Annotated in this window: 20 protein-coding genes and 1 tRNA gene; 5 read left to right on the top strand and 16 right to left on the bottom strand. The window is 71.3% G+C overall.

Translation table 11 applies throughout. The features are described 5' to 3' along the window. Positions 1-65: 65 nt before the first annotated feature. The 3 genes from BCL76_RS22785 to BCL76_RS22775 all read right to left on the bottom strand — a co-directional run bounded on the left by BCL76_RS22785 (position 66) and on the right by BCL76_RS22775 (position 5,117). Positions 66-1,922 (bottom strand): tetratricopeptide repeat protein, encoded by a 1,857-nt coding sequence (locus BCL76_RS22785; protein ID WP_109781283.1) that lies wholly within the window; start codon positions 1,920-1,922, stop codon positions 66-68. 192 nt (positions 1,923-2,114) lie between these two features. After that, positions 2,115-2,188 (bottom strand) — tRNA-Met (locus BCL76_RS22780). 49 nt (positions 2,189-2,237) lie between these two features. Beyond that, entirely contained in the window at positions 2,238-5,117 is a 2,880-nt protein-coding gene (locus BCL76_RS22775) for a UPF0182 family membrane protein (protein WP_109781282.1), read from the bottom strand. 130 nt (positions 5,118-5,247) lie between these two features. Between BCL76_RS22775 and BCL76_RS22770 the strand changes: the two genes are divergently transcribed. After that, a complete protein-coding gene (locus BCL76_RS22770; protein WP_181382669.1) occupies positions 5,248-5,817 on the top strand; it encodes a PPA1309 family protein in 570 nt (189 codons plus the stop codon). A 25-nt stretch (positions 5,818-5,842) separates the two neighbouring features. Here BCL76_RS22770 and BCL76_RS22765 read toward each other — a convergent pair whose 3' ends face one another. The 4 genes from BCL76_RS22765 to BCL76_RS22750 all read right to left on the bottom strand — a co-directional run bounded on the left by BCL76_RS22765 (position 5,843) and on the right by BCL76_RS22750 (position 9,398). Next, positions 5,843-6,928 (bottom strand): YlbL family protein, encoded by a 1,086-nt coding sequence (locus tag BCL76_RS22765; protein WP_109781280.1) that lies wholly within the window; start codon positions 6,926-6,928, stop codon positions 5,843-5,845. 146 nt (positions 6,929-7,074) lie between these two features. Continuing rightward, positions 7,075-7,290 carry a hypothetical protein gene (locus BCL76_RS22760; protein WP_109781279.1) on the bottom strand — a complete coding sequence of 72 codons (216 nt, stop codon included), beginning with the start codon at positions 7,288-7,290 and terminating at the stop codon, positions 7,075-7,077. A gap of 288 nt (positions 7,291-7,578) precedes the next feature. Next, complete coding sequence (locus BCL76_RS22755; protein ID WP_033218604.1) at positions 7,579-8,040, bottom strand: molybdenum cofactor biosynthesis protein MoaE; 462 nt, start codon at positions 8,038-8,040, stop codon at positions 7,579-7,581. A 191-nt stretch (positions 8,041-8,231) separates the two neighbouring features. Beyond that, entirely contained in the window at positions 8,232-9,398 is a 1,167-nt protein-coding gene (locus BCL76_RS22750) for an SDR family oxidoreductase (RefSeq protein ID WP_109781278.1), read from the bottom strand. A 192-nt stretch (positions 9,399-9,590) separates the two neighbouring features. On the opposite strand from BCL76_RS22750, the gene BCL76_RS22745 reads away from it, so the two are divergent. Further along, positions 9,591-10,988: a zinc-dependent metalloprotease gene (locus tag BCL76_RS22745; protein ID WP_109781277.1), complete on the top strand. Its 1,398-nt coding sequence runs from the start codon at positions 9,591-9,593 to the stop codon at positions 10,986-10,988. Then, entirely contained in the window at positions 10,985-11,515 is a 531-nt protein-coding gene (locus BCL76_RS22740; RefSeq protein ID WP_109781276.1) for an NUDIX hydrolase, read from the top strand. The genes BCL76_RS22745 and BCL76_RS22740 overlap by 4 nt, the downstream gene beginning before the upstream one ends. 91 nt (positions 11,516-11,606) lie before the next feature. On the opposite strand, the gene BCL76_RS22735 is transcribed toward BCL76_RS22740, so the two are convergent. From BCL76_RS22735 to BCL76_RS22720, 4 genes are all read right to left on the bottom strand, one after another. Beyond that, entirely contained in the window at positions 11,607-12,362 is a 756-nt protein-coding gene (locus BCL76_RS22735; protein ID WP_109781275.1) for an AIM24 family protein, read from the bottom strand. A gap of 17 nt (positions 12,363-12,379) precedes the next feature. After that, positions 12,380-13,060, bottom strand: a complete 681-nt coding sequence (locus tag BCL76_RS22730; RefSeq protein WP_030011152.1) for an AIM24 family protein — start codon at positions 13,058-13,060, stop codon at positions 12,380-12,382. 20 nt (positions 13,061-13,080) lie between these two features. Beyond that, positions 13,081-14,739, bottom strand: coding sequence for a TerD family protein (locus tag BCL76_RS22725; protein ID WP_109781274.1), 1,659 nt, complete (start codon positions 14,737-14,739; stop codon positions 13,081-13,083). A gap of 174 nt (positions 14,740-14,913) precedes the next feature. Next, positions 14,914-15,552: a M48 metallopeptidase family protein gene (locus tag BCL76_RS22720; RefSeq protein WP_375137954.1), complete on the bottom strand. Its 639-nt coding sequence runs from the start codon at positions 15,550-15,552 to the stop codon at positions 14,914-14,916. Between the two features lie 125 nt (positions 15,553-15,677). Between BCL76_RS22720 and BCL76_RS22715 the strand changes: the two genes are divergently transcribed. Beyond that, a complete protein-coding gene (locus tag BCL76_RS22715; RefSeq protein WP_109781273.1) occupies positions 15,678-16,811 on the top strand; it encodes a TOMM precursor leader peptide-binding protein in 1,134 nt (377 codons plus the stop codon). Between the two features lie 72 nt (positions 16,812-16,883). Then, entirely contained in the window at positions 16,884-18,212 is a 1,329-nt protein-coding gene (locus BCL76_RS22710) for an ABC1 kinase family protein (RefSeq protein ID WP_109781272.1), read from the top strand. Positions 18,213-18,225: 13 nt separating this feature from the next. On the opposite strand, the gene BCL76_RS22705 is transcribed toward BCL76_RS22710, so the two are convergent. From BCL76_RS22705 to BCL76_RS22685, 5 genes are all read right to left on the bottom strand, one after another. After that, positions 18,226-18,432 (bottom strand): hypothetical protein, encoded by a 207-nt coding sequence (locus BCL76_RS22705; RefSeq protein WP_109781271.1) that lies wholly within the window; start codon positions 18,430-18,432, stop codon positions 18,226-18,228. A gap of 99 nt (positions 18,433-18,531) precedes the next feature. After that, the gene (locus BCL76_RS22700) at positions 18,532-18,861 is read right to left on the bottom strand and encodes a hypothetical protein (RefSeq protein ID WP_030764601.1); all 330 of its coding nucleotides are present in this window, start codon (positions 18,859-18,861) and stop codon (positions 18,532-18,534) included. Further along, on the bottom strand, positions 18,858-19,229 hold the full coding sequence (locus tag BCL76_RS22695) for a WhiB family transcriptional regulator (RefSeq protein ID WP_109781270.1): 372 nt from the start codon (positions 19,227-19,229) through the stop codon (positions 18,858-18,860). Before BCL76_RS22695 ends, BCL76_RS22700 begins: the two co-directional genes overlap by 4 nt. A gap of 197 nt (positions 19,230-19,426) precedes the next feature. Then, positions 19,427-19,750, bottom strand: a complete 324-nt coding sequence (locus BCL76_RS22690) for a hypothetical protein (protein ID WP_371588414.1) — start codon at positions 19,748-19,750, stop codon at positions 19,427-19,429. A 167-nt stretch (positions 19,751-19,917) separates the two neighbouring features. Then, positions 19,918-22,152: an ATP-dependent DNA helicase UvrD2 gene (locus BCL76_RS22685; protein ID WP_109781269.1), complete on the bottom strand. Its 2,235-nt coding sequence runs from the start codon at positions 22,150-22,152 to the stop codon at positions 19,918-19,920. Between the last annotated feature and the right edge of the window lie 78 nt (positions 22,153-22,230).

Raw genomic sequence — 22,230 nt, 5'->3', positions numbered from 1 at the left:
CGGCGATCACCGCTTTCCGATCGGGCCTGATCCGGCCTGATCCGGCCTGATCCGAAAGACACGCCCTAGGCGGAGAGTTCCTCGGCCAAGGCCTCGCGGAGCCGGGCAGCGCGCTGCGAGACCTCGGCCGGGCCCAGTTCCATGGCGCGTACGCACCACTTCTGGCCCTCCGCGAGGTCCCCGTGGCGGGCTGCCAGCAGACCGAGGCGCAGGGCGGCGCGGCCGTGGCCCGCCACCGCCGCGCGGGTCCACCACAGCGCGGCCTCCGGCTCGTTGCCCTCGCGGGCCAGCAGCAGCCCGAGGTTGAAGGCTCCGTTGCGGGAGCCGGCCTCGGCCGCCTCCCGGTACCAGCGCGCGGCGACCGCCAGGTCACCACGGGCTGCGGCCAGCATGCCGACCCGCACCTGGGCCCGGCGGTGCCCCAGCTCGGCGGCCCGCTCGTACCACTCCTCGCTCTCGGTCCGCGGGGCGCCGCCCACGGGCTCGCCCAGGGCCACCGGCTCCGGCGGCGGGGCCAGCGACTCCAGCAGCGCGGCCAGGCGGAACGCCGCCTCCGCGCTGCCGCCGCCGGCCGCGCAGCGCAGGTGCCGCTCGGCCGCCCGGTCCTCGCCGTCCCGCACCAGCGCGATGCCGACCTGCAGCGCCGCGTCGGTGTGACCGGCCGAGGCGGCCCGCTCGTACCACTTCAGCGCGGTCCGGTCCTCGTCGCGGCTGGCGAACAGGATCCCGAGGTTGAAGGCGGCGTCGACGCTGCCCGCCTCGGCCGCCTTAGAGAACCACGGCTCCGCGCCCGCCGCGTCCCCGCCCTGGAGCAGCAGGATCGCGAGCGCGTTGGCGGCCTCGCGGTGCCCGGCGTACGCGGCACGCCGGTACCACTGCTCGGCCTGCGCGGTCCGGTCCTGTGCGACACACAGCAGAGCAAGGTTGTACGCCCCGTTTTGATCGCCCGCGTCCATGGCGGTCCGGTACCAGCGCTCCGCGGTCTGAGTCTCGCCGCGGGCGGCGTGCAGCGCGCCCAGGGCGTTCGCGGCGTTGCCGTCGCCGTCCTGGGCCGCCCTGTGCCACCACACGGCGGCGCTCTCCTCGTCACCGGCGTCGCGCAGCAGGAAGCCGAGCGCGCACGCCGCACGCGCCTCCCCCTGCTTGGCGGAGGTCAGGTACCAGCGCCCGGCCTCCTTGAGCTCGCCGCGCGCCTCCAGCAGGGCGCCCAGGTGCAGGGCGGCGCGGCGGTGCCCGCGCGCGGCGGCCTGCCGGTACCACTGCTCGGCCTCGGCGGGGTCGCCCTTGCGCAGGTGCCGCGCCAGCCGGTACGCGGCTTCGCGGTGCCCTTGTTCGGCGGCAGCGCGGAACCACCGCTCGACACCGTTGTCACCGCGGTGCTCCAACAGGTCCGCCAGCCCGTACGCGCCCAGCGCGTGGCCGGACTCGGCCGCCTGCCGCATCCAGTACTCGGCGGCCGGCTCGTCCCCGCGCTCGCGGAAGTAGCGGCCGAGGGCGTGCGCGGCGGGCGCCGAACCGGCGACGGCGGCGACCCGCCACCAGCCGGCCGCGTCCTCGGGGTATCCCCGCTGGTGGAGCAGGACGCCGAGGTTGTTCGCGGCGGCGCGGTCCCCTTCGCCCGTGGCTCCCCGCAGGTAGGGTTCGGCACCGTCGAGGTCGCCACGGCGCAGCAGCAGCGCACCGAGCACGCTCATGGCTCCGGGGTCGCCCTTGTCGGCGGCCACCCGGTGCCGGGCTTCGAGCTCGGCGTCGCTCGCCGTGTCGGTCTCGGCGAACATCTCCTCAGCGAAATCCGCATCGGTCAGTGCGGTCTGCGCGTCGACGACCGGAGCCGCCCCCTCGGCCTCTGTGCCCGTTCCGGACTCCGCCCTCACAAACCGCCCTGTCTCCAGCAGAGTTGACCTGTCCCCCATAAATCCCATCGTCGCATCACCTGCTACCCGCGTACACCTGGTATGTCGCAGCCAGTGAGGTCACTACAGCGTTTTGTCGACATGCCCACAGTGGGGTAAGTCAAACACGCTCCACCCACAAGTCACCCTCCCCGGCTACCGCGTGTCCGGCCCGGACATGACGAAGGCCCGGATCCCATGGATCCGGGCCTTCATCTTCAGTAGCGGGGACAGGATTTGAACCTGCGACCTCTGGGTTATGAGCCCAGCGAGCTACCGAGCTGCTCCACCCCGCGTCGGTGAAACCACAGTATCACGACGCGGGGTGGAACCATTACCCATTGATCACTGACCCGATGGCGCGGGAGTCGTGGCCTTCGCCTCGGCCGCGATCGCCCGCTCCAGCGCCGCCTTGATCTCGTCCTGGGCCTTGCCGAAGGCCGCCCAGTCGCCGGCCTGCCGGGCCTTCTCGGCGTCCTCGATGGCCTTCTGCGCGTCACCGAGGGCCGCCTTGACCGTGGGGTCCTGGACCTTCGGCGGCGTGACCGTGCCGTCGCCCGGCGGCTGCGCCGGGGGCACCGGAACGGTCGGCGCCTCGGCCCCGAAGACCACGTTCAGCGCCTTCTCCAGGGTGTCCTCGAAGGCGGTCTGGTTGCCGTAGGTCACCAGCACCTTACGCAGCAGCGGGTACTTGAGCGTGGAGCTGCGGACGTAGACCGGCTCCACGTAGAGCATCCCGCCGTCGAGCGGCACCGCGAGCAGGTTGCCGTACTCGATCTCCGAGTCACCACCGCGCAGCAGGCGGATGGATTCGGCGATCTTCGGTTCCGACTGGAACTTGCTCTGCACCTGGCTCGGGCCGTCCGGCGGCTTGCTGGTCGGCATCTTCAGAATGCGGATCTTGCCGTACTCCGGGGTTCCCGGATCGGCGTTGACCGCCATGAAGGCACTCAGGTTGGGCCGCTCGTTCGGCGTGAACGTCGTGGTGAGCGAGAAGACCTGGTCCTTCTCCTTCTGGTCCGGCATCTTCATCGACAGGTAGTACGGCGGAACGGCCGTACCGGCCTTGGTCGTCGGGTCGTCCGGGACCGCCCACGCCTCACTGCCGCTGAGGAAGGTCTGCGGGTTGGTGACGTGGTAGCGGGTCAGCAGCTCGCGCTGGACCTTGAAGAGGTCCTGCGGGTACCGGAGGTGGTCCATGAGCGGCTTGGCGATGTCGGCCTTGGGCTTGACCGTGCCCGGGAACGCCTTCATCCAGGTCTTCAGGACCGGGTCCTGGGTGTCCCACTGGTACAGGTCCACCGAGCCGTCGTACGCGTCGACGGTGGCCTTCACCGAGTTACGGATGTAGTTGACCTGGTTCTCCTGGGCGACCACCGCGCGCTGGCTGTTGGTCAGCGAGTCCGTGGTGCTCTGGCCCAGCGTGGTGCGCGAGGCGTACGGGTAACCGTTGGTGGTCGTGTACGCGTCGACGATCCACTTGATCCGGCCGTCGATCACGGCCGGGTAGGGGGCGCCGTCGATGGTCAGCCAGGGGGCGACGGCCTCGACGCGCTGCTTGGGCGTGCGGTTGTAGAGGATCCGCGAGCCGTCGCCGATGGCGCCCGAGTAGAGGATCTGCGGCTCGTTGAAGGTCAGCGCGTAGGCGGCCCGATTGACCGGGTTGTCGAGGTTGACGCCGGAGTCGCCCTTGTAGCTCGTCTCCTTCTCGCCGTTGTCGTCCGAGTAGTCGAGCTCCTTCTGCGGCCCGCCGACGATCGAGTACTGCCTCGTCTGCTCGCCGTAGTAGATGCGCTGCTCGAAGTCCGTCCCGAACACTCCCTTGGAGGGCAGGTCGGACTGGGTGAAGTCGGGAGCGCCCTCCTTCACGGTGGTGCCCTTGGCCGCGACCACGCCGTAACCGTGCGTGTACTTGAAGTGGTCGTTGATCCAGTTGTTCTTCGGGATGCCGCCGATGTTCAGCTCGCGCAGCCCGATGACCGTGTCCTGGCCGCTGTACCGGTCCACGGCGAGCGTGGACGGGAAGGCGTAGTAGCCCTTGACCTGCTGGAGCTGCTGGAAGGCCGGCGAGACGATGTTCGGGTCGAGGATGCGGATGCTGGCCGTGGTGTCGGCCTGCGAACGCAGCTTGGTCCGGTCCTCCGTCTGCGGGACGCCCGGGTAGTCCGAGACCTCGGCGCCGGCGATGCCGTAGGCGTCGCGCGTGGCCTTGATGTTCTTCTGGACGTACGGGGATTCCTTGGCCTGCTCGTTCGGCTGGACCTGGAACTTCTGCACGATCGCCGGGTAGAGCCCGCCGATCAGGATCGCCGAGAGCACCATCAGGCCGAAGCCGATGACCGGCAGCTGCCAGGTGCGACGCCACAGCGTCGCGAAGAACAGCACGGCGCAGATCGCGGCGATGGCGACGAGGATCGTCTTCGCCGGCAGGTAGGCGTTCGCGTCGACGTAGCGCAGGCCCGTCCAGTTGTCGGCGGCCTTGAAGTCGCTGGACTTCACGGCCAGCCCGTACCGGTCGAGCCAGTAGGCGATCGCCTTGAGCGTGACGAACAGGCCCAGGAGCACCGACAGGTGCCCGGTGGCGGCGGCGGTGGCCCGGGCGCCCGGGCTGGTCACGCGCAGTCCGCCGTACAGGTAGTGCACGACGGCCGCGGCGATCACCGACAGCACGACGGCGGCGAAGCCGAAGCCGAGCAGGAAGCGGTACCAGGGCAGGTCGAAGGTGTAGAAGGACACGTCCATGTGGAACTGCGGGTCCTTCGTACCGAAGGCCACCCCGTTCACATACATGAGCCAGGTCTTCCACTGACCGGCGGCCGAGGCGCCCGCGATCAGGCCGACGAGCACGGCGATGCCCAGCAGCAGCCACTTCTTGTACGGGGCGATGCTCATCCGGTAGCGGTCGAGGCTCTGCTGTTCCATCGACATCGCGCTGAGCGGCGGCCTCAGCCGGTGCGCCAACCAGATGTTGAAACCGACGGCACCGGCCATCAGCAGACCGAACACGGCGAAGAGGCCGATCTTGGTCCACAGGGTGGTGGTGAAGACGGTCGAGTACTTCACGGAGCGGAACCAGAGCCAGTCAGTCCAGAAGCCCGCGAACATGATGAAGAGCATGGCCAGGACGGCCAGCACGCCCAAGGTCATCAGGAGAGTTCGGGATCGCCGGGAGGGGCGGCCGACTCTCATCCGTGGCCCGGAAGGGCCTCCGCCGCGGTCCGGCATCTGGAAAGCCAAGGTGCGCACCTCGAAAGTCGCTGAGTCTGGTAATGAACGGGCCCCCGATCGTAGAGCCCACTCATGCAACTTACTGAGGCTTTGGTCAGTTCCCGGTAATCGATGGAAAGGAGGCAGGATGTTGCCCATGTCCAACCTTTCGCCTTCCCCCGGCACCCCCATGGCGGCCAGTCCGCTGACCCGCGCCTGCCTCGAGATCGACGAGTACGCGGCCGGCCTCGGCTGGGACAAGCCCGCGCGGCTCTTCGCCCTCGTCGACACCGCCCGGCTCAAGAAGCAGGAGCCGCGGCTGGCGAGCCAGCTCGGTCTCGACCAGGACGACGCCGGCAAGTCCTCCCTCACCCCCATCGAGCAGGACGAGGTCCCGAAGGGGACCCCGCTCGACAAGTTCCTCGGCACCATCGCCTGGCCCGACGCCGTCGTCGGCTGCGCGCTGACGGTGGAGCGGCTGATGCTGCCGCCGTCCGCGGAGGCCTCCGTACCGGAGGGACTCGACGACAAGCAGCTGTCGAAGTGGGTCGCCGGGCACCCGGAGCGGCAGGAGGTCCGCCTCACCGTGGCCGTGCTGCGCGACGGCTCGCGGGAGTCCGCGGTACGGCTGCGCGAGAAGGACTCCTCGACGGAGGTCCTCACCGGTGCGGGCCTGGTGCCCGGCCTGGCGGAGGCCCTGGCGGCGACCTTCTCGTAGCCCGGTCGTCAGGGGGACGGCGCGGTCAGGGCTTGCACTTCGGCAGTCCTGCCGTGTCCCCCTTGCTGATCTTCTCCAGTGCCTTCGTGGCATCGTCGATGGTGGCGACCTTGACCAGGGTCAGCCCGTCGGGCACGTTCGAGGCGGCGGAGGCGCAGTTCTCGGCGGGCGTGAGGAAGTACTCGGCGCCGGCCTGGCGGGCCCCGATGGTCTTCATCTGGATGCCGCCGATGGGGCCGACCTTGCCCTCGTCGGTGATCGTGCCGGTGCCGGCGACGAACTTCCCGCCGGTCAGGTCCTCCGGGGTCAGCTTGTCGACGATGCCGAGGGCGAACATCAGCCCGGCGCTCGGGCCGCCGACGTCGGCGAGCTTGATGTCGATCGTGAACGGGAAGGTGTGGTCGGTGCCCGCCCGGATGCCGACGATCGCGTGACCGTCGCCCTCCGCCTTGCCCGCGGTGATCGTCACCTTCGAGGGGGCGGGATTCTCGTTGCCGGCCTTCGCCGCGTCGACCGCCTCCTTGGCGGGCACGATGGTGAACTCCACCGGCTCGCCGGGCTTGTGCAGGGTGACGAGCTTGGCCACGTCCTCGGGCGCGGTGACGGCGGTGCCGTCCACGGACTTGATCACGTCACCGGCGTGCAGCTTGCCCTCGGAGGGGCTGGCCTTGACCACGGTGGAGACGATCACCCGGGCGGTGACCGGGATGCCGAGCTGCTTCAGGGCCGCCACCTTGGCGCTCTGCTGGGACTGGCTGAACTCCTCGGCGTTCTCCTGGGTGGACTCCGCCTCGGTCTTCCCGTTCGGGTAGAGGTTCTCGTGCGGGACGACGATGTTGTCGCCGGCCAGCCACCCGTAGACCGCTTCCACCAGGCTCATGTCGTAGTCGGCGCCCGTGACACGGACCGTGGTCATGTTGAGGTGACCGCTGGTCGGGTACGTCTTGCGCCCCGCGATGTTCAGGACGGGCGCGCCGTTCGAGTCCCCGAGCGTGTTCACGGTCGGGCCGGGGCTCATCTCGGAGTACGGGACCTTGATGAACACCCCTGCGCAGAGCAGCGCGAACAGCACCAGGGTGGAAGCGAGCATCGTCGCGGTGCGGCGTGGCATGGATCCGACAGTACGGGACGGCCCTGACGGACGGCCCTCGGGGCCGGTCCGTACGGGGTCCGCACGGGAAACTCTCAGCGGAATCTCACCGACGGCGGCGGACCGGAGCGGGCCGGACGCGGAGCGTCATACGGCCTCATGGGGCTTCAGACCGCATCGGAGGCGGAGTGGGCGGACGGAGCGGAGTGGGCGTCGGCCTTCACCCGGGTCTGATCGGCATTGGCCATGGCTTCGCGGAAGCGTGCGTAACCCGCGAGCTCGGATATGTCACCCTGCGTGCGGTCGCGTGCCGCCCAGCTGCCCCATATCGCCGCTCCGATCGCGGCGAACAGCGGAATCAGCAACCACGCCAAAGACGCCATGGGCCTGCCTCCCTACCCCGAAGTACGTTTCGTTGGTGGCTTCAACGCTCGTGCCCGTGGGGGGGTTACGCAAATCGAGGGCGTGTTGCGCGGCCGAACGGGTGCGAGGCTACCGCCCTCCGGGTGACGCTCCGCGGCCGGGGGTTCAACAGGCGCCGACCCACTCCTCCGTGCCGTCGCTGAAGGTCCCCTCCCCCGGCCGGGACTCGCACCGCTCGGCGCCGGAGCGCCTCACCGGCTTCGCCCGACCACGCCGGACTCCGTCCGTCGGCCCGCTCAGCCCGCGGGTCAGCAGGCGCCGACCCACTCCTCCGTGCCGTCGCTGAAGGTCTGGTGCTTCCAGATCGGGACCTCGTGCTTGAGGTCGTCGATCAGCATCCGGGCGGCCTCGAAGGCTTCGCCGCGGTGCGGGCAGGACACGGCGACGACGACGGCCAGGTCGCCGACGGCCAGGTCACCGATGCGGTGCACGGCCGCCAGGGCGCGGACCGGGAACTTGGCCACGACGCGTTCGGCCACGCGACGCATCTCCGCCTCGGCGGTCGGATGGCAGGAGTAGCCGAGCGAGTCGACGTCCGCGCCGCTGTCGTGGTTGCGCACCGTGCCGACGAAGAGCGTCGTACCGCCCGACGCGTCGTCGCCGACGGCCTGGAAGACCTCGTCGATCGACAGGGCGGTCTCGCGGATCTGGAGCAGTCGGATCGGGTCCGATGCGGCCTGCTCGCCGGGGTGGTCGAAGTGCGGTGCCATGCCTTCATCGTGCCCTAGCCACTGACAGGGCGAAATAGCAGATTCGCCCGGGGCCCGGGCGCCGCCTTGGGAGCCTCCTACAGGGCAGGCCCGCAGAGCCCCTCGGTCCGCCCGGCCGGAGGCCGCACCCGGAGTCGGCACCTGGGCCGGGAGCGGGAGGCCCGGCCGCCGGGGCCGGGAGCGGGGGCCGGTCAGATCCCGCGCCGCTTGCGCGCCAGGCGGACCGCCGCGGCCGCGCCCAGCAGGGCCACCGTCGCGCCGGCCGCACCGGCGGCCGTGGCGGCGTCCCTACGGCCCAGCCGGCGGCCCGCGACCGTGTGCCGCCCCGAGACCTCCTGGAGGAGCTCGGCGAGCACCTCCTCGTTGGTCCAGCGCGGCCGCCAGCCCGCCGCGTGCAGCCCGCTGACACTGACCACCCACGGATGCATCGTGTAGGCGAGGTCCCCGGCCGGGGACGGGGTCAGGCCGATCCGGTGCAGCCGGGCCGCGGCTCCCAGCGCGACCGCGGAGGGGAGCTCCATGCGGCGGATGCCGCTCAGCTCCTCGACCTCCTCCTGCTCCAGCCACCCCTCGCAGCCGACGGCCAGCTCGCCCTCGACCTTCTCCAGGGCGGCGTACTCCAGGGCGCTGACCAGGTCTTCCACGTGGCAGAACTGCCAGGTGGGGCGGGAACCCGCGACCACGAGCAGCCGCGGGGACTCGAAGTACCGGGTCAGGGCGGTGTCCGTGCCCCCGACCAGGACGGCCGGGCGGATCACGGTGACGTTCAGTCCGGGGTGCGCGCGGGGGGCGCGGCGGCCCAGGCGCTCGATCTCCAGCAGGTCACCGACCCCGGTCGCCTCGGCGGTGGCGCGCAGCTCGGAGTCCTCGGACAGCGGGATGTCGTTGTCCGGCAGGGCCCCGTAGACCATCGCCGAGGTGCAGAGCACGACCCGGTGCACGCCGGCCGCGGCGGCCGCCGTCAGGACGGTCTGGGTGCCGCGCACGTTGTACGCCGTGCGGGCCGCCGGGTCCGTCTCCAGGTCGAGGTCCAGGGCGAGGTGGACCACGACGTCCGCGCCGCGCAGCTTCTCGGCGATCGCCGGGTCCCGTACGTCGAGGATGTGCCACTGTGCGGCCGCGCAGTCCCCGCGTCGCTCGTCGATGGCGACGACCTGCTTGACCTCGTCGGAGGCGGCCAGCCGGCTCACGAGGGCCGCGCCGACTCCCGAGGCGGCGCCGGTCACGGCGATCACCGGGCTGCGCCGGCGGATCCCGTCCGGGTTTCGCGGCCGGCGAACGCCGGGGGCGCTTTCACCGTGCTCGGAGCTGTTTTCGTCGTCGGGCATCGCGCGAAACTGCGGATCTGGGGAACTCACCGGGCGTCTCCAGCGGTTGTCTTCAGTAGGGACGCGCCGTGACGCGTACCCACCAGGTGATGTCCATCCTGCCGCAGCCCAGGAGTCGGCGGAGCACCGAGCCCGGATGCGGCCGCGGTGTCTACGCTGGGTGGTGTTGTCGGACCATTGCCCGTCGGCACCCGCCGGCGGCCCTACGAGCCGAGGAAACCCGTGAGCGACACCCCATTCGGATTCGGCCTTCCGCCGGAGGAGCCGGAGAACGGCGACGATGGCAAGAAGAAGGGCGGCGAGGGCGGCCCGGCGAATCCCTTCGGGTTCCCCGGCATGGGTCTGCCGGGCGGCGCGGGCGCTCCCGGAGCGGACAACCCGTTCGCCGCGATGTTCGGCGCGATGAACCCGAACGATCTCGGTGCCGCCTTCCAGCAGCTCGGCCAGATGCTGAGCTACGAGGGCGGTCCCGTGAACTGGGACATGGCCAAGGACATCGCCCGCCAGACCGTCGCGCAGGGCACCACGGACGGTGTGAAGGACACGAGCATCGGCGTCGCCGAGAGGTCTGCCGTCGAGGAGGCCGTGCGCCTGGCCGACCACTGGCTGGACGGGGTGACCTCGCTGCCGTCGGGCGCCACCACGGCCGTGGCGTGGAGCCGCGCCGAGTGGGTCGAGGCGACCCTCCCGGTGTGGAAGGAGCTCGTGGACCCGGTCGCGGAGCGGGTCGGCGCGGCCATGGGCGGCGTGCTGCCCGAGGAGATGCAGGCCATGGCGGGCCCGCTGCTCGGCATGATGCGCTCCATGGGCGGCGCCATGTTCGGCCAGCAGATCGGCCAGGCCGTCGGCACGCTCGCGGGCGAGGTCGTCGGCTCCACGGACATCGGCCTGCCGCTGGGTCCGGCCGGGAAGGCCGCGCTGCTGCCGCTGAACATCGAGAGCTTCGGCAAGGACCTGGGCGTGCCCTCGGACGAGGTGCGGCTCTACCTGGCGCTGCGCGAGGCGGCCCACGCCCGGCTCTTCGCCCACGTGCCGTGGCTGCGCTCGCACCTGTTCGGCGCGGTCGAGGGCTACGCCCGCGGCATCAAGGTCGACACCTCGAAGCTGGAGGACGTCGTCGGCCAGCTGGACCCGTCCAACCCGGAGCAGCTGCAGGAAGCGCTCCAGGGCGGCATGTTCCAGCCGCAGGACACCCCTGAGCAGAAGGCCGCCCTGGCCCGTCTGGAGACGGCGCTCGCGCTGGTCGAGGGCTGGGTGGACGCGGTGGTGCACGAGGCCGCCAAGCCCCGGCTGACCTCGGCGGACGCGATGCGCGAGACGATGCGCCGGCGGCGCGCCTCGGGCGGCCCGGCGGAGCAGACCTTCGCGACGCTGATCGGCCTGGAGCTGCGCCCGCGCCGGCTGCGCGACGCCTCGCGGCTGTGGGCCTCGCTCACGGACGCGCGCGGGGTGGACGGCCGTGACGGCCTCTGGGAGCACCCGGACATGCTGCCGACGGCCTCCGACCTGGACGACCCGGACGGCTTCGTGCACCGCGAGCAGCTGGACTTCTCCGAGATCGACAAGATGCTCGGCGAGGCCGCCGAGAAGCGCGAGCAGGACGGCGACGAGAAGAAGTGAGCCTGCACGAAGACGCGGTCCTGGTACTGAAGGCGTACGAGGACCAGACGGAGCTGCGCGATCTGTACCTGGAGCACCTGGCGGCCCACCCGGACGGGGTCTACAAGCCCTGCGAGGCCGGGCACGTGACGGGCAGCGCGCTGGTGATCGACCCGGCGCGGGGGCGCGTACTGCTGACCCTGCACAAGAAGCTCGGCATGTGGCTCCAGATGGGCGGCCACTGCGAGGCGGGCGACCGGACCCTCGCCGAGGTGGCGCTGCGCGAGGCCGCCGAGGAGTCGGGCATCGCGTCGGGGCTGACGCTGCTCGACGGCGGTCCGGTGCGCCTGGACCGGCATCCGATCCCGGCGCCGTGCAACTGGCACCTGGACGTGCAGTACGCGGCGCTGGCTCCGGCCGGCGCCGTGGCGGAGATCAGCGAGGAGTCCCTGGACCTGCGCTGGTTCCCGTACGAGGAGGTGGCGGCGGTGGCCGACACGTCCGTCGTGCGGCTGCTGGAGGCGACCTTGGCGCGGCTCGGCGGCTGAGTCCGCCGACGCCGCGACGCGGACGTGACGACGCGGACGTGACGAAGGGGCGGTCCCTGGTGGGGCCGCCCCTTCGTCGTGCCGGGAAGGATCAGTTCCAGGCGTTGTTCTGGTTCTGCGCGTGCGAGCCGTGCTGGCCCATGCCGAACTGCGCGGCGGCGCCCTGACCCAGCTGGGCGTTCTGCGGCGGCAGCACCTCACTGGGCTGCACCAGCGCGACGCCGGTGCCGAGGAAGCTCAGCTCCCAGCCCTCGCCGGTGTTGCCGCGGCGCCGCCACACCCCGCTGGAGTGCGTCTGGGCCTGCATCTGGACCCGCAGCGAGGTGGACCAGGCGACGATGGCGTCCGCGTCGACGTTGACGTACTTGTCGGGCGTGACGTGCATCATCAGCGGCTGCCCCGAGGTCATCAGGGCGACCTTGCCGCGGCCGGAGATGTTGAGCTGGTACTTGCCCGAGCCGGAGATCCCGTACTGGCTGTCCACCGCGATGACCTCGGTGTGCAGGGTGGAGTCCAGGGCCAGCACATAGCTGCTGTCGACCGTGAGGCCGTCCTGGTCCACGTCCACGACGTGCACGTACTGGGCCAGATTGGCCAGGTATACGGTGCCCTGCCCGGAGCAGCGCATGAGGTCCAGGCCCTCGCCGGTGCGGCGGCGGGCGCCCCGCTGGCTGCTGCTCTGGTACTCGCCGTCGAAGTCGATGATCCCCTGGTAGGCGACCATGGCGCCCTTACGGGCGAGCACGTCGTCGGAGCCGGTCAGCGAGACCCGCAGCAGCTGCGGGTTCTGGATGGCGTACCGATCCTGGGACTGCGCCTCGGCGTGGGCGAAAAGTGCGCTCTGCATGATGTGTCCGCTCCCCCTCAGCCCCGGGCCCGGAGCCGGTCGGTGCTGTCCTCGCTGGGCTGTACGACGACGATGCCCTGGCCTGAGAAGGCCATCTGGTAGGCCTCCCCGCTGCCCCGGCCGATCATCGACGAGGCCTTGAAGCTGCGCTTGCCCTTGACCTTGAGATTCGGCGACCAGGCGACGAGCGCGTCGGGGTCGACGTACGTCTCGTCCTCGCCGCGGCCGCAGTCGACCACGATCGGGGTGCCGCGGGAGGTCAGGGCGACCCATCCGGTGCCCGCGATCTGCACGTTGAACAGGCCTTGGCCGGCGAACTTGGCGAGGCCCTTGACCCGCTCGACGCCCCACTGGAGGTGGGCGTCGAAGGCCAGCAGGTTGGTGCCGTTGACCGAGAGCGAGTCGTTGTTGAGGTTGATGACGACCACGTCGGCGCCGTAGTCGGCCAGGTAGAGCAGGCCGTCGCCGGTGCACTTCATCAGCGGTGCGCCTTCGCCCGTGATCCACTGCGAGGCCATCTGACGGACGGCCGGCGGGTTGGGCTCGTACTGGACGAAGCCCTCGTAGGCGACCATCGAGCCGGTGCGGGCGAAGAGGTCCTGGCCGCTCTGCATGGCGACCTTGAGCATGGCCCGGCCGTGGTTCTCCATGCGGGCCGTGACGGGGGTCGGGGCGAAGCCCGCGAGTTGCTGGTTCATTGCGTTCATGTCGGGCTCCCTCAGACCTCGTACGGCTGGACGACGATGAAGTTGCCGGGAGCGCCGCGGAACTGGAGGTTCACGGTCTCCCCGCTGTGGCCGGGGTAGGCGTTGCGCCGCAGCCGGACCTGACTGGAGATGATCACCTGCGAGGCCGCGGACCACGCGACGATGGCGTTGCTGTCCGCGAAGGTGGTCGGGGTGACGGGCAGGACGACGGGCGTGCCGTGCGTCTTGACGATCACCGTGCCGGAGCCCTGGAACAACATCGTGAACAGGGCGCCGCCGGGGATGCCGTGGCCCTCGATACGGCGGACCTCGTGCTGGAGCGACTCGTCGAAGGCGAGGACGGCCTCGGCGGAGACGCAGATCCCGTCGCCCTGGAGCTCGATGGCGTGCAGGTGGGCGCCGTTCTCGGCGAGGAAGACCTGGCCGCGGCCGGTGCAGCGCATGAGCTGCATCTCCTGGCCGGTGGCGTTGCCGACGATGCGGCCGGCGAAGCCCGCGCCCTTGTAGCTGAAGTCGACCTTGCCCTGGTAGAGGACCATGCTGCCCTGGCGGGCGAGGACGGCCTGGCCGCCCATCGACAGGTCGACGCGCATGAGCTGCTGGTTCTGCGGGGTCCAGCGGGTGCCGGTGGGGGCTTCCTTGTACGGCTGGAGTGCCGCGGCGAGGCCGGCGCCCGCGGCGGGGACGCCCTGCGGGGCGTACCCGGGCTGCTGGCCCGGCTGCTGGCCGGGGACCTGGCCGTAGCCCGGCTGCTGCCCGTAGGGCGCGGGGGCCGGGGCGGGCGGCGGGACCTGGCCGGGGTACTGCCCGGGAACCTGGCCCGGGACCTGCCCGGGGACCTGTCCGTACGAGGGCTGCGGCGGCTGCGGCGGCTGGCCGTACGGGGCCGGGGCCGGCGGGGCGAGCGGCGCGGCCATGGTGGGCGCGGCGTGCACCGGGGTCGGGGCCGCGGGCTGCTGGTACTGCGGCTGCGGGACGGCGCCGGGCGCGGGCACGGGCGCGCCGAAGGACGGCGCGGGGGCCGGGGCCTGCGGGGCCTGCTGGGCCGGGGCACCGAAGGCCGGGGCCGGGGCGGCCGCCTGCGGCGGCGGGGCGAACCCGGGCGAGGCGGCGGCCGGGGCCTGCTGAGCCGGCTGTGCCTCCTCGGCGACCTCGCCGCCGAAGTTCCGCAGCAGCGCGTCGAGGCCGCCGTCGAAGCCCTGGCCGACGGCGGCGAAGCGCCACACGTCCTTCAGGTAGAAGTCGCCGAGCATCACGGCCCGCTCGGTGGTGAACTCCGCACCGGTGAACGCGTACCGGACGACCTCTTCGCCGCCGGCCACGATCCGGATGTAGCCGGGGCCGATCTGCGACATCTGTCCGGCACCGTCGATGGTGGCGGTGAAGGACAGTTTGTGGATGGATGCCGGAATGCGGTCCAGCGTCACCCGGAAGGATTCGGTGTCGCCCGACTGCGCACCGAGTTGCTGAATGGACTCTTCCGGCGACTTCGGCTGATTGAAGAAGACGAAGTAACGGTCGTCCGACAGCTGCTCGTTGGCGTCGAGGCCGAAACAGCTGATGTCGAAGGCGAGTCCTGATCCTGCGATCTGGACACCTACGTACAGATCGGTGCCCGCCGTGAGATCACTGATCTTGGCCTTGTGGCCGCGTTGGAATTCCCTGGCCATACGTACGACCGTCCCCCATCCCGACTGTGAATGCGTGCCGCTCAGGCTAACGGCAATTGCCGACATCGGGCCAAGCCGGTACCGACCCGGTACAAAACCCTGCGCGCGGCACGGGGGCCGGCCGGCGGGTCGACGGGTGGGCCGGCGGGTGGGCCGGGGGTCGGGCCGGCGGGCTCATTCCTCGCGGGCGGCGGGGACCTTCGGCAGCCGCTCGGCGGCGACCACGCCCTCCAGGTAGCCGCGGGCCCGCTCGGTGCGCGGGTAGGCCTCCAGCAGTTCCCAGAAGCGGGGTCCGTGGCCGGGTACGAGGAGGTGGGCCAGCTCGTGCAGGAGCACGTAGTCGACGACGTACTCGGGCATCCCCTGGAGCCGGTGCGAGAGGCGGATGCTGCCTTCGGCGGGGGTGCAGGAGCCCCAGCGGGTGTTCTGGTTGGTGACCCAGCGGACCGTCCGGGGGCGGGCTCGGCCGTCGAAGTACTGCTCGGACAGCTGCGCGGCCCGCTCGGTGAGCTCCGCGTCCCCGAAGGTGCGTTTGCTCTCCTGCGCGGCGAGTTTGTCGAGCATGACCCCCACCCAGCGCTGCTCCTCCGCCTCGGACATCCGGGCAGGGATGAGAACGACCGTACGGTCACCCTCGCGATAGGCGGATACGGTCCTGCGGCGGCGCGCGCTCCGGCGGACTTCGACGGCGCGCTGCGGTGGGTCGGCGGACACGCCACGACGGTACCCGGTCGTGGTGGCGGAAGTCCCGCCCGTCCGCGGTTCGAACACGAGGGATTCACAGCCGATTTCCGGAACCCCATTTCCCTTCATCTCATATGCCTAATACCTCGCACCTGTGGACAAATTCCGGCACGGATTCCGGCGGGCGGGCACTGTGGCGGAAGAGCGGGAAACGGATGGTGCGCGTGCGCACGGGATATCGAGGGGGACCTGACATGTATCCGAGGGTGAAGCCGGCGTTGGCGCGGGCCTGGCGCGATCTTCAGACGGTTCAGTTCGGGGTGACACCCGCCCACGCGGTGGTGCTCGGTCCCGTGGACACGGCCACGGGCACGCTGATCGACCGGATCGACGGAACCCGGGGGATGGAGTTGCTGCGGTCCGAGGCCTCGGGGATGGGGCTGCCGGACGGCCGGGCCGACGAGGTGGTCAGGACGCTGGCGGGGGCCGGTCTGCTCGACGACGCCACCGCGGGTGGACCCCGGGCCCAGGCCCTGCGGGCGCTCCCGGAGACCGTGGAACGGCTGGGGCCCGACCTGGGCTCGCTGTCGCTGGTCCACCGGGAGCCGGGCGGGGGGCTACGGGGGATCGCCGCCCGCCGGGCGATACGGGTCCGGGTGCGCGGGAGCGGCCGGGTGGGGGCCGTGATCGCCGCGGTCCTGGCGGGGGCCGGTGTGGGCCGGGTCGAGGTGCTCGACGGGGGCCGGGTGGAGCCGGCGGACGTGGCACCGGGCGGGCTGGGCCCCGAGGCCGTGGGTCGGCCGCGGGCCGAGTCCGCGGGCAGGCTGGTGCGCGATTCGGCCCCGGGGCGCACCCCGCGGGCCGGGGAGGAGGAGGGGGCGGAGCCGGGGTTGGCCCTGGTGATCGTCGCGCCCCGGGACGGGCTGCAGGCCTGGGCCCCGGATCCGGACACCGCGGTGGACTGGGTCGCCGCGGGCATCCCGCACCTGTACGCCGGGGTGTTGGAGGGAACGGGGCTGGTCGGGCCTTTGGTGCTGCCGGGGTCGACGGCCTGCGCGGGGTGCATGGAGCGCGACCGGGTGGACCGGGACGCGGCCTGGCCCAGGATGCTGGTTCAGTGGCGCTCGGCCCACCGCCGCCGCGCGAGCGGGGCCTGCGACCTGGGCCTGTCCACGGCGGTGGCCGGACTGGCCGCGGCCCACGCGCTCGCCTTCCTCGACGGAGGGTTACCCGCTTCCACCGGCGCCCGCTGGGAGGCGGCCCTCCCCACCCTGCACTGGCGATCCGACCCGGTGCGCCCGCATCCCGAATGCCCTTGCGGGGCGGGTGGGTCAGCTGAGGAGGATCGGGCGGGGAGCGGTCGGGAGGGCCATGACAGGATGCGTTGAGGCTGTCGGGTCGGCGGAGCCCTTCCTGAATCCGCCGTTCGCGGCGCAGCTGTCTGGGACATGGAGGGGCGTATGTCTGATCTTCCCCGGAAGGCGGTCACCCGTACCGTCAAGCTGGCCGCGCTGCCGCTCGGCATCGCGGGTCGGGTCACGTGGGGGCTGGGCAAGCGGATCGGGGGCAAGTCCGCGGAGATCGTGGCGCGCGAACTTCAGCAGCGCACCGCCGAGCAGTTGTTCCGCACCCTCGGGGAGCTGAAGGGCGGTGCCATGAAGTTCGGGCAGGCCCTGTCGGTCTTCGAGTCGGCCCTGCCGGAGGAGGTCGCCGGGCCCTACCGGGCGGCGCTGACCAAGCTCCAGGAGGCGGCCCCGCCGCTGCCCGCGGCGACGGTGCACCAGGTGCTGACGGACCGTCTCGGAGCCGACTGGCGGGACCTGTTCGAGGAGTTCGAGGACAAGCCGGCCGCGGCGGCCTCCATCGGCCAGGTGCATCGGGCGGTGTGGCACGACGGCCGGCGGGTGGCCGTCAAGGTCCAGTACCCGGGTGCCGGTGAGGCGCTGTTGTCGGACCTGAAGCAGCTGGGCCGGTTCGCGGGACTGCTCGGGCCGCTGATCCCGGGCATGGAGATCAAGCCGCTGATCAAGGAGTTGCGCGACCGGGTCTCGGAGGAGCTCGACTACGAGCTGGAGGCCGAGGCCCAGCGGACGCACGCGGACGCCTTCGTGGACGACCCGGACGTGTTCGTGCCGGACGTCGTGCACCAGGGCGACCAGGTGCTGGTGACCGAGTGGATGGAGGGGACCCCGCTGTCGGAGGTGATAGCCGACGGCACCCAGGAGGAGCGGGATCGCGCCGGACAGCTGCTGGCCGGGTTCCTGTTCTCCGGTCCGGCGCGCACCGGTCTGCTGCACGCCGACCCGCACCCGGGCAACTTCCGGCTGATATCGGGGGCGGACGGCCGGATGCGACTGGGCGTCCTGGACTTCGGCACGGTGGACCGGCTGCCCGGTGGCTGGCCCAAGCCCATCGGCAGGTCGCTGCGGATGACGCTGGACGGTGACGCCGAGGGGGTCTACGGGCACCTGTGCGCCGAGGGGTTCGTGAAGGAGTCCGTCGAGTTGGACCCCGACGCGGTGCTGGACTATCTCAAGCCGATCATCGAGCCCGCCGAGGCCGAGGAGTTCACCTTCACCCGGCCGTGGTTGCGCGGCCAGGCGGCGCGGATCGCCGATCCTCGCTCCCCCGCGCACCAGTTGGGCCGGCAGATCAACCTGCCGCCCTCCTATCTCCTGATCCACCGCGTGACGCTGAGCACCATCGGGGTGCTGTGCCAGCTGGGCGCGACGGTGCGGTTGCGGGACGAACTGAACACCTGGCTGCCGGGGTTCGCCCCCGACGAGTGAGTGCGCGGGCGCGTCACCACCAGGACGAGTCGAGCCTGCCCTCGATCGCCCGGAGGTTGGCGCGCGCGCAGACGACGCAGAAGTACTGTCTGGTCCCGTTCTCCACCGAGCAGGTCCAGGTGGGTGGGATCTCGCCCGGGGCCTTGGCGCCACAGCCCGTGCAGACGACGGGCTGGGCCTCGGATCCCGACGGGCCGGGGTGGGGAGTCGGCTGGTCCACCTCCAGACGATATCCCCGTCCGGGGCGCACAGCCCGCGCAACGCACCGGGGGGACCGGTCCGTGCGGACCGGTCCCCCCGGGGATGCTGCTTTCGGTTCTTAGTTCATGACGGCCATGGCCAGCGCGCGCCGGGCGCGCATGGAAACGCGCTCGGCACGCCGCTGCATGCGGCGGGCGGCGACCAGGCGCACGGCGTGACGCTCGGCGTCCACCTCACGCATGCGGTCGTCCATATGGGCGCGAGCCAGGGCTTCTGGGATGAGTTGCATTTCGCGGGTCCTGTTCTGACGCGAGGTGATCGCGCCGGCGGTGATGAAGTCTGCGTGGGCGGCGCCGTGGGGCTGCTCGCTCGTGGAGTAGGAGGTCATGAGGGCCTGCTTCAAGGGGTCGTGCGTCAGGGGGCGGTCGATGGTGCCGATGGCGGTCATGCCGCGACAACCGGGTTCTTGCGCGGACGGCCACGGGGACGCTTGCGGGCGACGACGACACCCTGGACGAAGAGCTCGCCACCCCAGACACCCCAGGGCTCGCGACGCTCGGTCGCACCGGCGAGGCAGGCCTCGACCAGCGGGCAGGTGCGGCAGAGGGACTTGGCGTACTCGACGTCCGCCGGGGACTCGGCGAAGAAGACCTCGGGGTCGAAGGTGCGGCACGGGACGGGTACGCCGAGGTTCTCGATGGCGTCGTCGAGCGCGGTCAGCGCGGTGAGCGGGGTCAAGGTGTGGTTCTCCGGGACTGCGGGCGGGGAGTTCAGCTGGGTCTGCGGTACGGACGGGGCGTGCGCTTCGAGTTGCACGGTGGTTTCTTCCTCGTCTTGTTCGGCTAGTCGTTCCGGCCGGTCGGCCGGGTTCGGCTGGGTTGTGCTCTCACACCGACTGGCCAGGCCAGTCCCGAGACCCCTTCGCTCCGTCGCCCCCGGTCGGGGACAAACAGAAGGGCCGCGGATCCCGGGTGGGGTTCCGCGGCCCTGAAGGCGCCGGCCTGATCATGCGATCAGGCTGGATCACTCCAGGGTTCGAGCCCGCGGAAGGCCCACATCAGGTGGTGCTGCTGCTTCGTCTGCTTCTTCAGGGATCCGGCACCGGCTGCGGCAGCAAATCCATAGGCGCCATGCGTCTGCGCTTCTGCTGCCAGTACTGCCACCGGTGCCTGGGTCGGTCGCTCATTGCGCTCACTGACCGGAAGGGTCGCCAGCAGGGCGGGGCGGTCGGCGGAAATCGCGGACACACCGGTACCCAGGAGGGAGACGGAACCGAGCAGGCAGGAAGCGTCGACCGAGCGATCGGTCATTTTGGTGAAGGTCATGAAGCTGGTCACTGGTCTCGCCTCCTCTCGGCGTCTCGGGGACTCGGCCCGAGGGCCTGTCCCATACGTATTCGGATAAGTACAGCACGGATCCAGGGCTTCGGAGAAGCCACCGTTTCCGTTGCTAAGAACCTATGGGTCTTCGCTGGGCATGTGCAAACTATTTTTCCGACGAGTTTCTACGCGTCGTCAGGATGCCCGGCCCCGACCTCCTGACCTGCGCAGATGGCCAGGACCTCGGCTCCGTACCGGTCAAGCTTACGGCCGCCCACTCCGGAGATCATCGAGAGCTCCCCCGCCTCGGACGGCGCGGCCTCCGCGATCGCCATCAGCGTCTTGTCCGTGAAGACGCAGTACGCGGGCAGGCCTTGCAGCTTCGACTCGGCCGCGCGCCACTCCCGAAGCCGCTCGTAGAGGCCTTCGTCCATGTCGGACGGACAGTCCTCACAACGCATCAGCTTCAGCTCGCCGGCCTCGGTCAGGGTCTTGCCACAGACCCTGCACAGCACCGGGCCGCGGGGGCCGCGCCTACGCGGCCCTCGCTCGGCCGCGGAACCCGCTCGGGCGCCCGGGGCCGCGGAGCCCGGCCGCAGGCCGTTCAGGAAGCGGCTGGGGCGCCTGGAGGCCCGGCCGCCGGGGGTGCGGGAGACCGACCAGGACAGGCCCAGGTGCACCCGCGCCCGGGTGACGCCGACGTAGAGCAGTCGCCGTTCCTCCTCGACCTGCTCGTCGGTCTTCGCATAGGTGATCGGCATCATGCCGTCGGTGAGGCCGACGAGGAACACGGCGTCCCACTCCAGGCCCTTCGCCGCGTGCAGCGAGGCCAGGGTGACGCCCTGCACGGTCGGGGCGTGCTGGGCGGCCTTGCGCTCCTCCAGCTCGATCGTGAGGTCCGCCAGGGTGGCGCCGGGCCGGCTCCGGGCGAAGTCCTCGGCGAGCCGGACCAGCGCGGCCAGCGATTCCCACTGGTCGCGCACGGCGCCGGAGCCGGCCGGCGGCTCGGCGCCCCAGCCGATGGCGCTGAGCACCGCCCGGACCTGGGAACCCAGCTCCACGACATCGTCGAGCAGCGGGTCGTTCCCGCCGGAGCGGGCGGCTCCGCGCAGCGCGACGAGAGCCTTCTGGACCTCCTGGCGCTCGAAGAACCGCTCGGCCCCGCGCAGCTGGTACGGGACCCCGGCGTCGGCGAGGGCCTGCTCGTAGACCTCGGACTGGGCGTTGATGCGGTAGAGGACGGCGATCTCGCCCGCCGGGATGCCCGCGGCGATCAGGTCCCGGATCCGGCGGGCGACGCCCTCGGCCTCGGCGGGCTCGTCCGCGTACTCGGTGTGGACGGGGTCGGGGCCGGTCTCGCGCTGCGAGATCAGCTCCAGCCGGTGCTCGGCGGCCCGGCCCTTGGCCTGGTTCAGGAGCCCGTTGGCCAGATGGACCACCTGCGGGGTGGAGCGGTAGTCGCGGACCAGCTTGACCACCGTGGCCTGCGGGTAGCGGGTGCGGAAGTTCAGCAGGTGGTCGGGGGTGGCGCCGGTGAAGGAGTAGATGGTCTGGCTGGCGTCGCCGACGACGCAGAGGCTGTCGCGCTCGCCGAGCCACAGGTCCAGCAGCCGCTGCTGGAGCGGGCTGACGTCCTGGTACTCGTCGACGACGAAGTGCTGGTACTGGGTACGGATCTGCTCGGCGATGTCGTGGCGGTCCTGGAGGATGCCGACGGTCAGGAGCAGCACGTCCTCGAAGTCGATCATGCCGCGGTCGCGCTTGAGCTGTTCGTACGTCCCGTATATCTGGGCGATCTCGGCCAGGTCCCGGGGGGCCTCGCGACCCGACTTCAGGGCGGCCACCGGATAGTCGGCGGGCACGGTCTGGGTGACCTTCGCCCATTCGATCTCGCCCGTGACGTCGCGCAGCTCGCCCCGGTCGAGGCGGATACGGCAGCGCGCGCCGGCCTCGGCGACCAGTTGGATCTTGCGCTCCAGCAGTCGGGGCACCTCACCACCGACCGCCTTCGGCCAGAAGTACTGGAGCTGGCGCAGGGCCGCGGAGTGGAAGGTGCGGGCCTGGACCCCGCCCGCGCCCAGGGTGCGCAGGCGTCCGCGCATCTCGCCGGCGGCGCGGTTGGTGAAGGTGACGGCCAGCACGCTCGCGGGCATGAGCTGTCCGGACCGGACGCCGTAGGCGATGCGGTGGGTGATCGCGCGGGTCTTGCCGGTACCGGCGCCCGCCAGCACGCACACCGGCCCGCGCAGGGTCGTCGCGACCTCACGCTGCTCCGGGTCCAGGCCCAGGAGCACCGCGTCGGCCGAGTCGACGGAGTCGGGGCCGCCCGGGAACGATGAGGAGTGCGTTGCTGCTGTCACCCCGCCATGCTGCCAGGTCTGGTGAGTCGGGCGGGAAAATTGTCCACAGGCGGCACGAATCAGTCGTATCAGTCACACCGGGTGCGTGGGGGCGACCGTACGGGAATGGCCGCACGGTCCCGTACGTTCGAGTACTCG

It is taken from the genome of Streptomyces sp. CG 926 (assembly GCF_003148825.1).
GTDB lineage: Bacteria > Actinomycetota > Actinomycetes > Streptomycetales > Streptomycetaceae > Streptomyces.
This window is presented reverse-complemented; position numbering and strand designations above follow the sequence as displayed.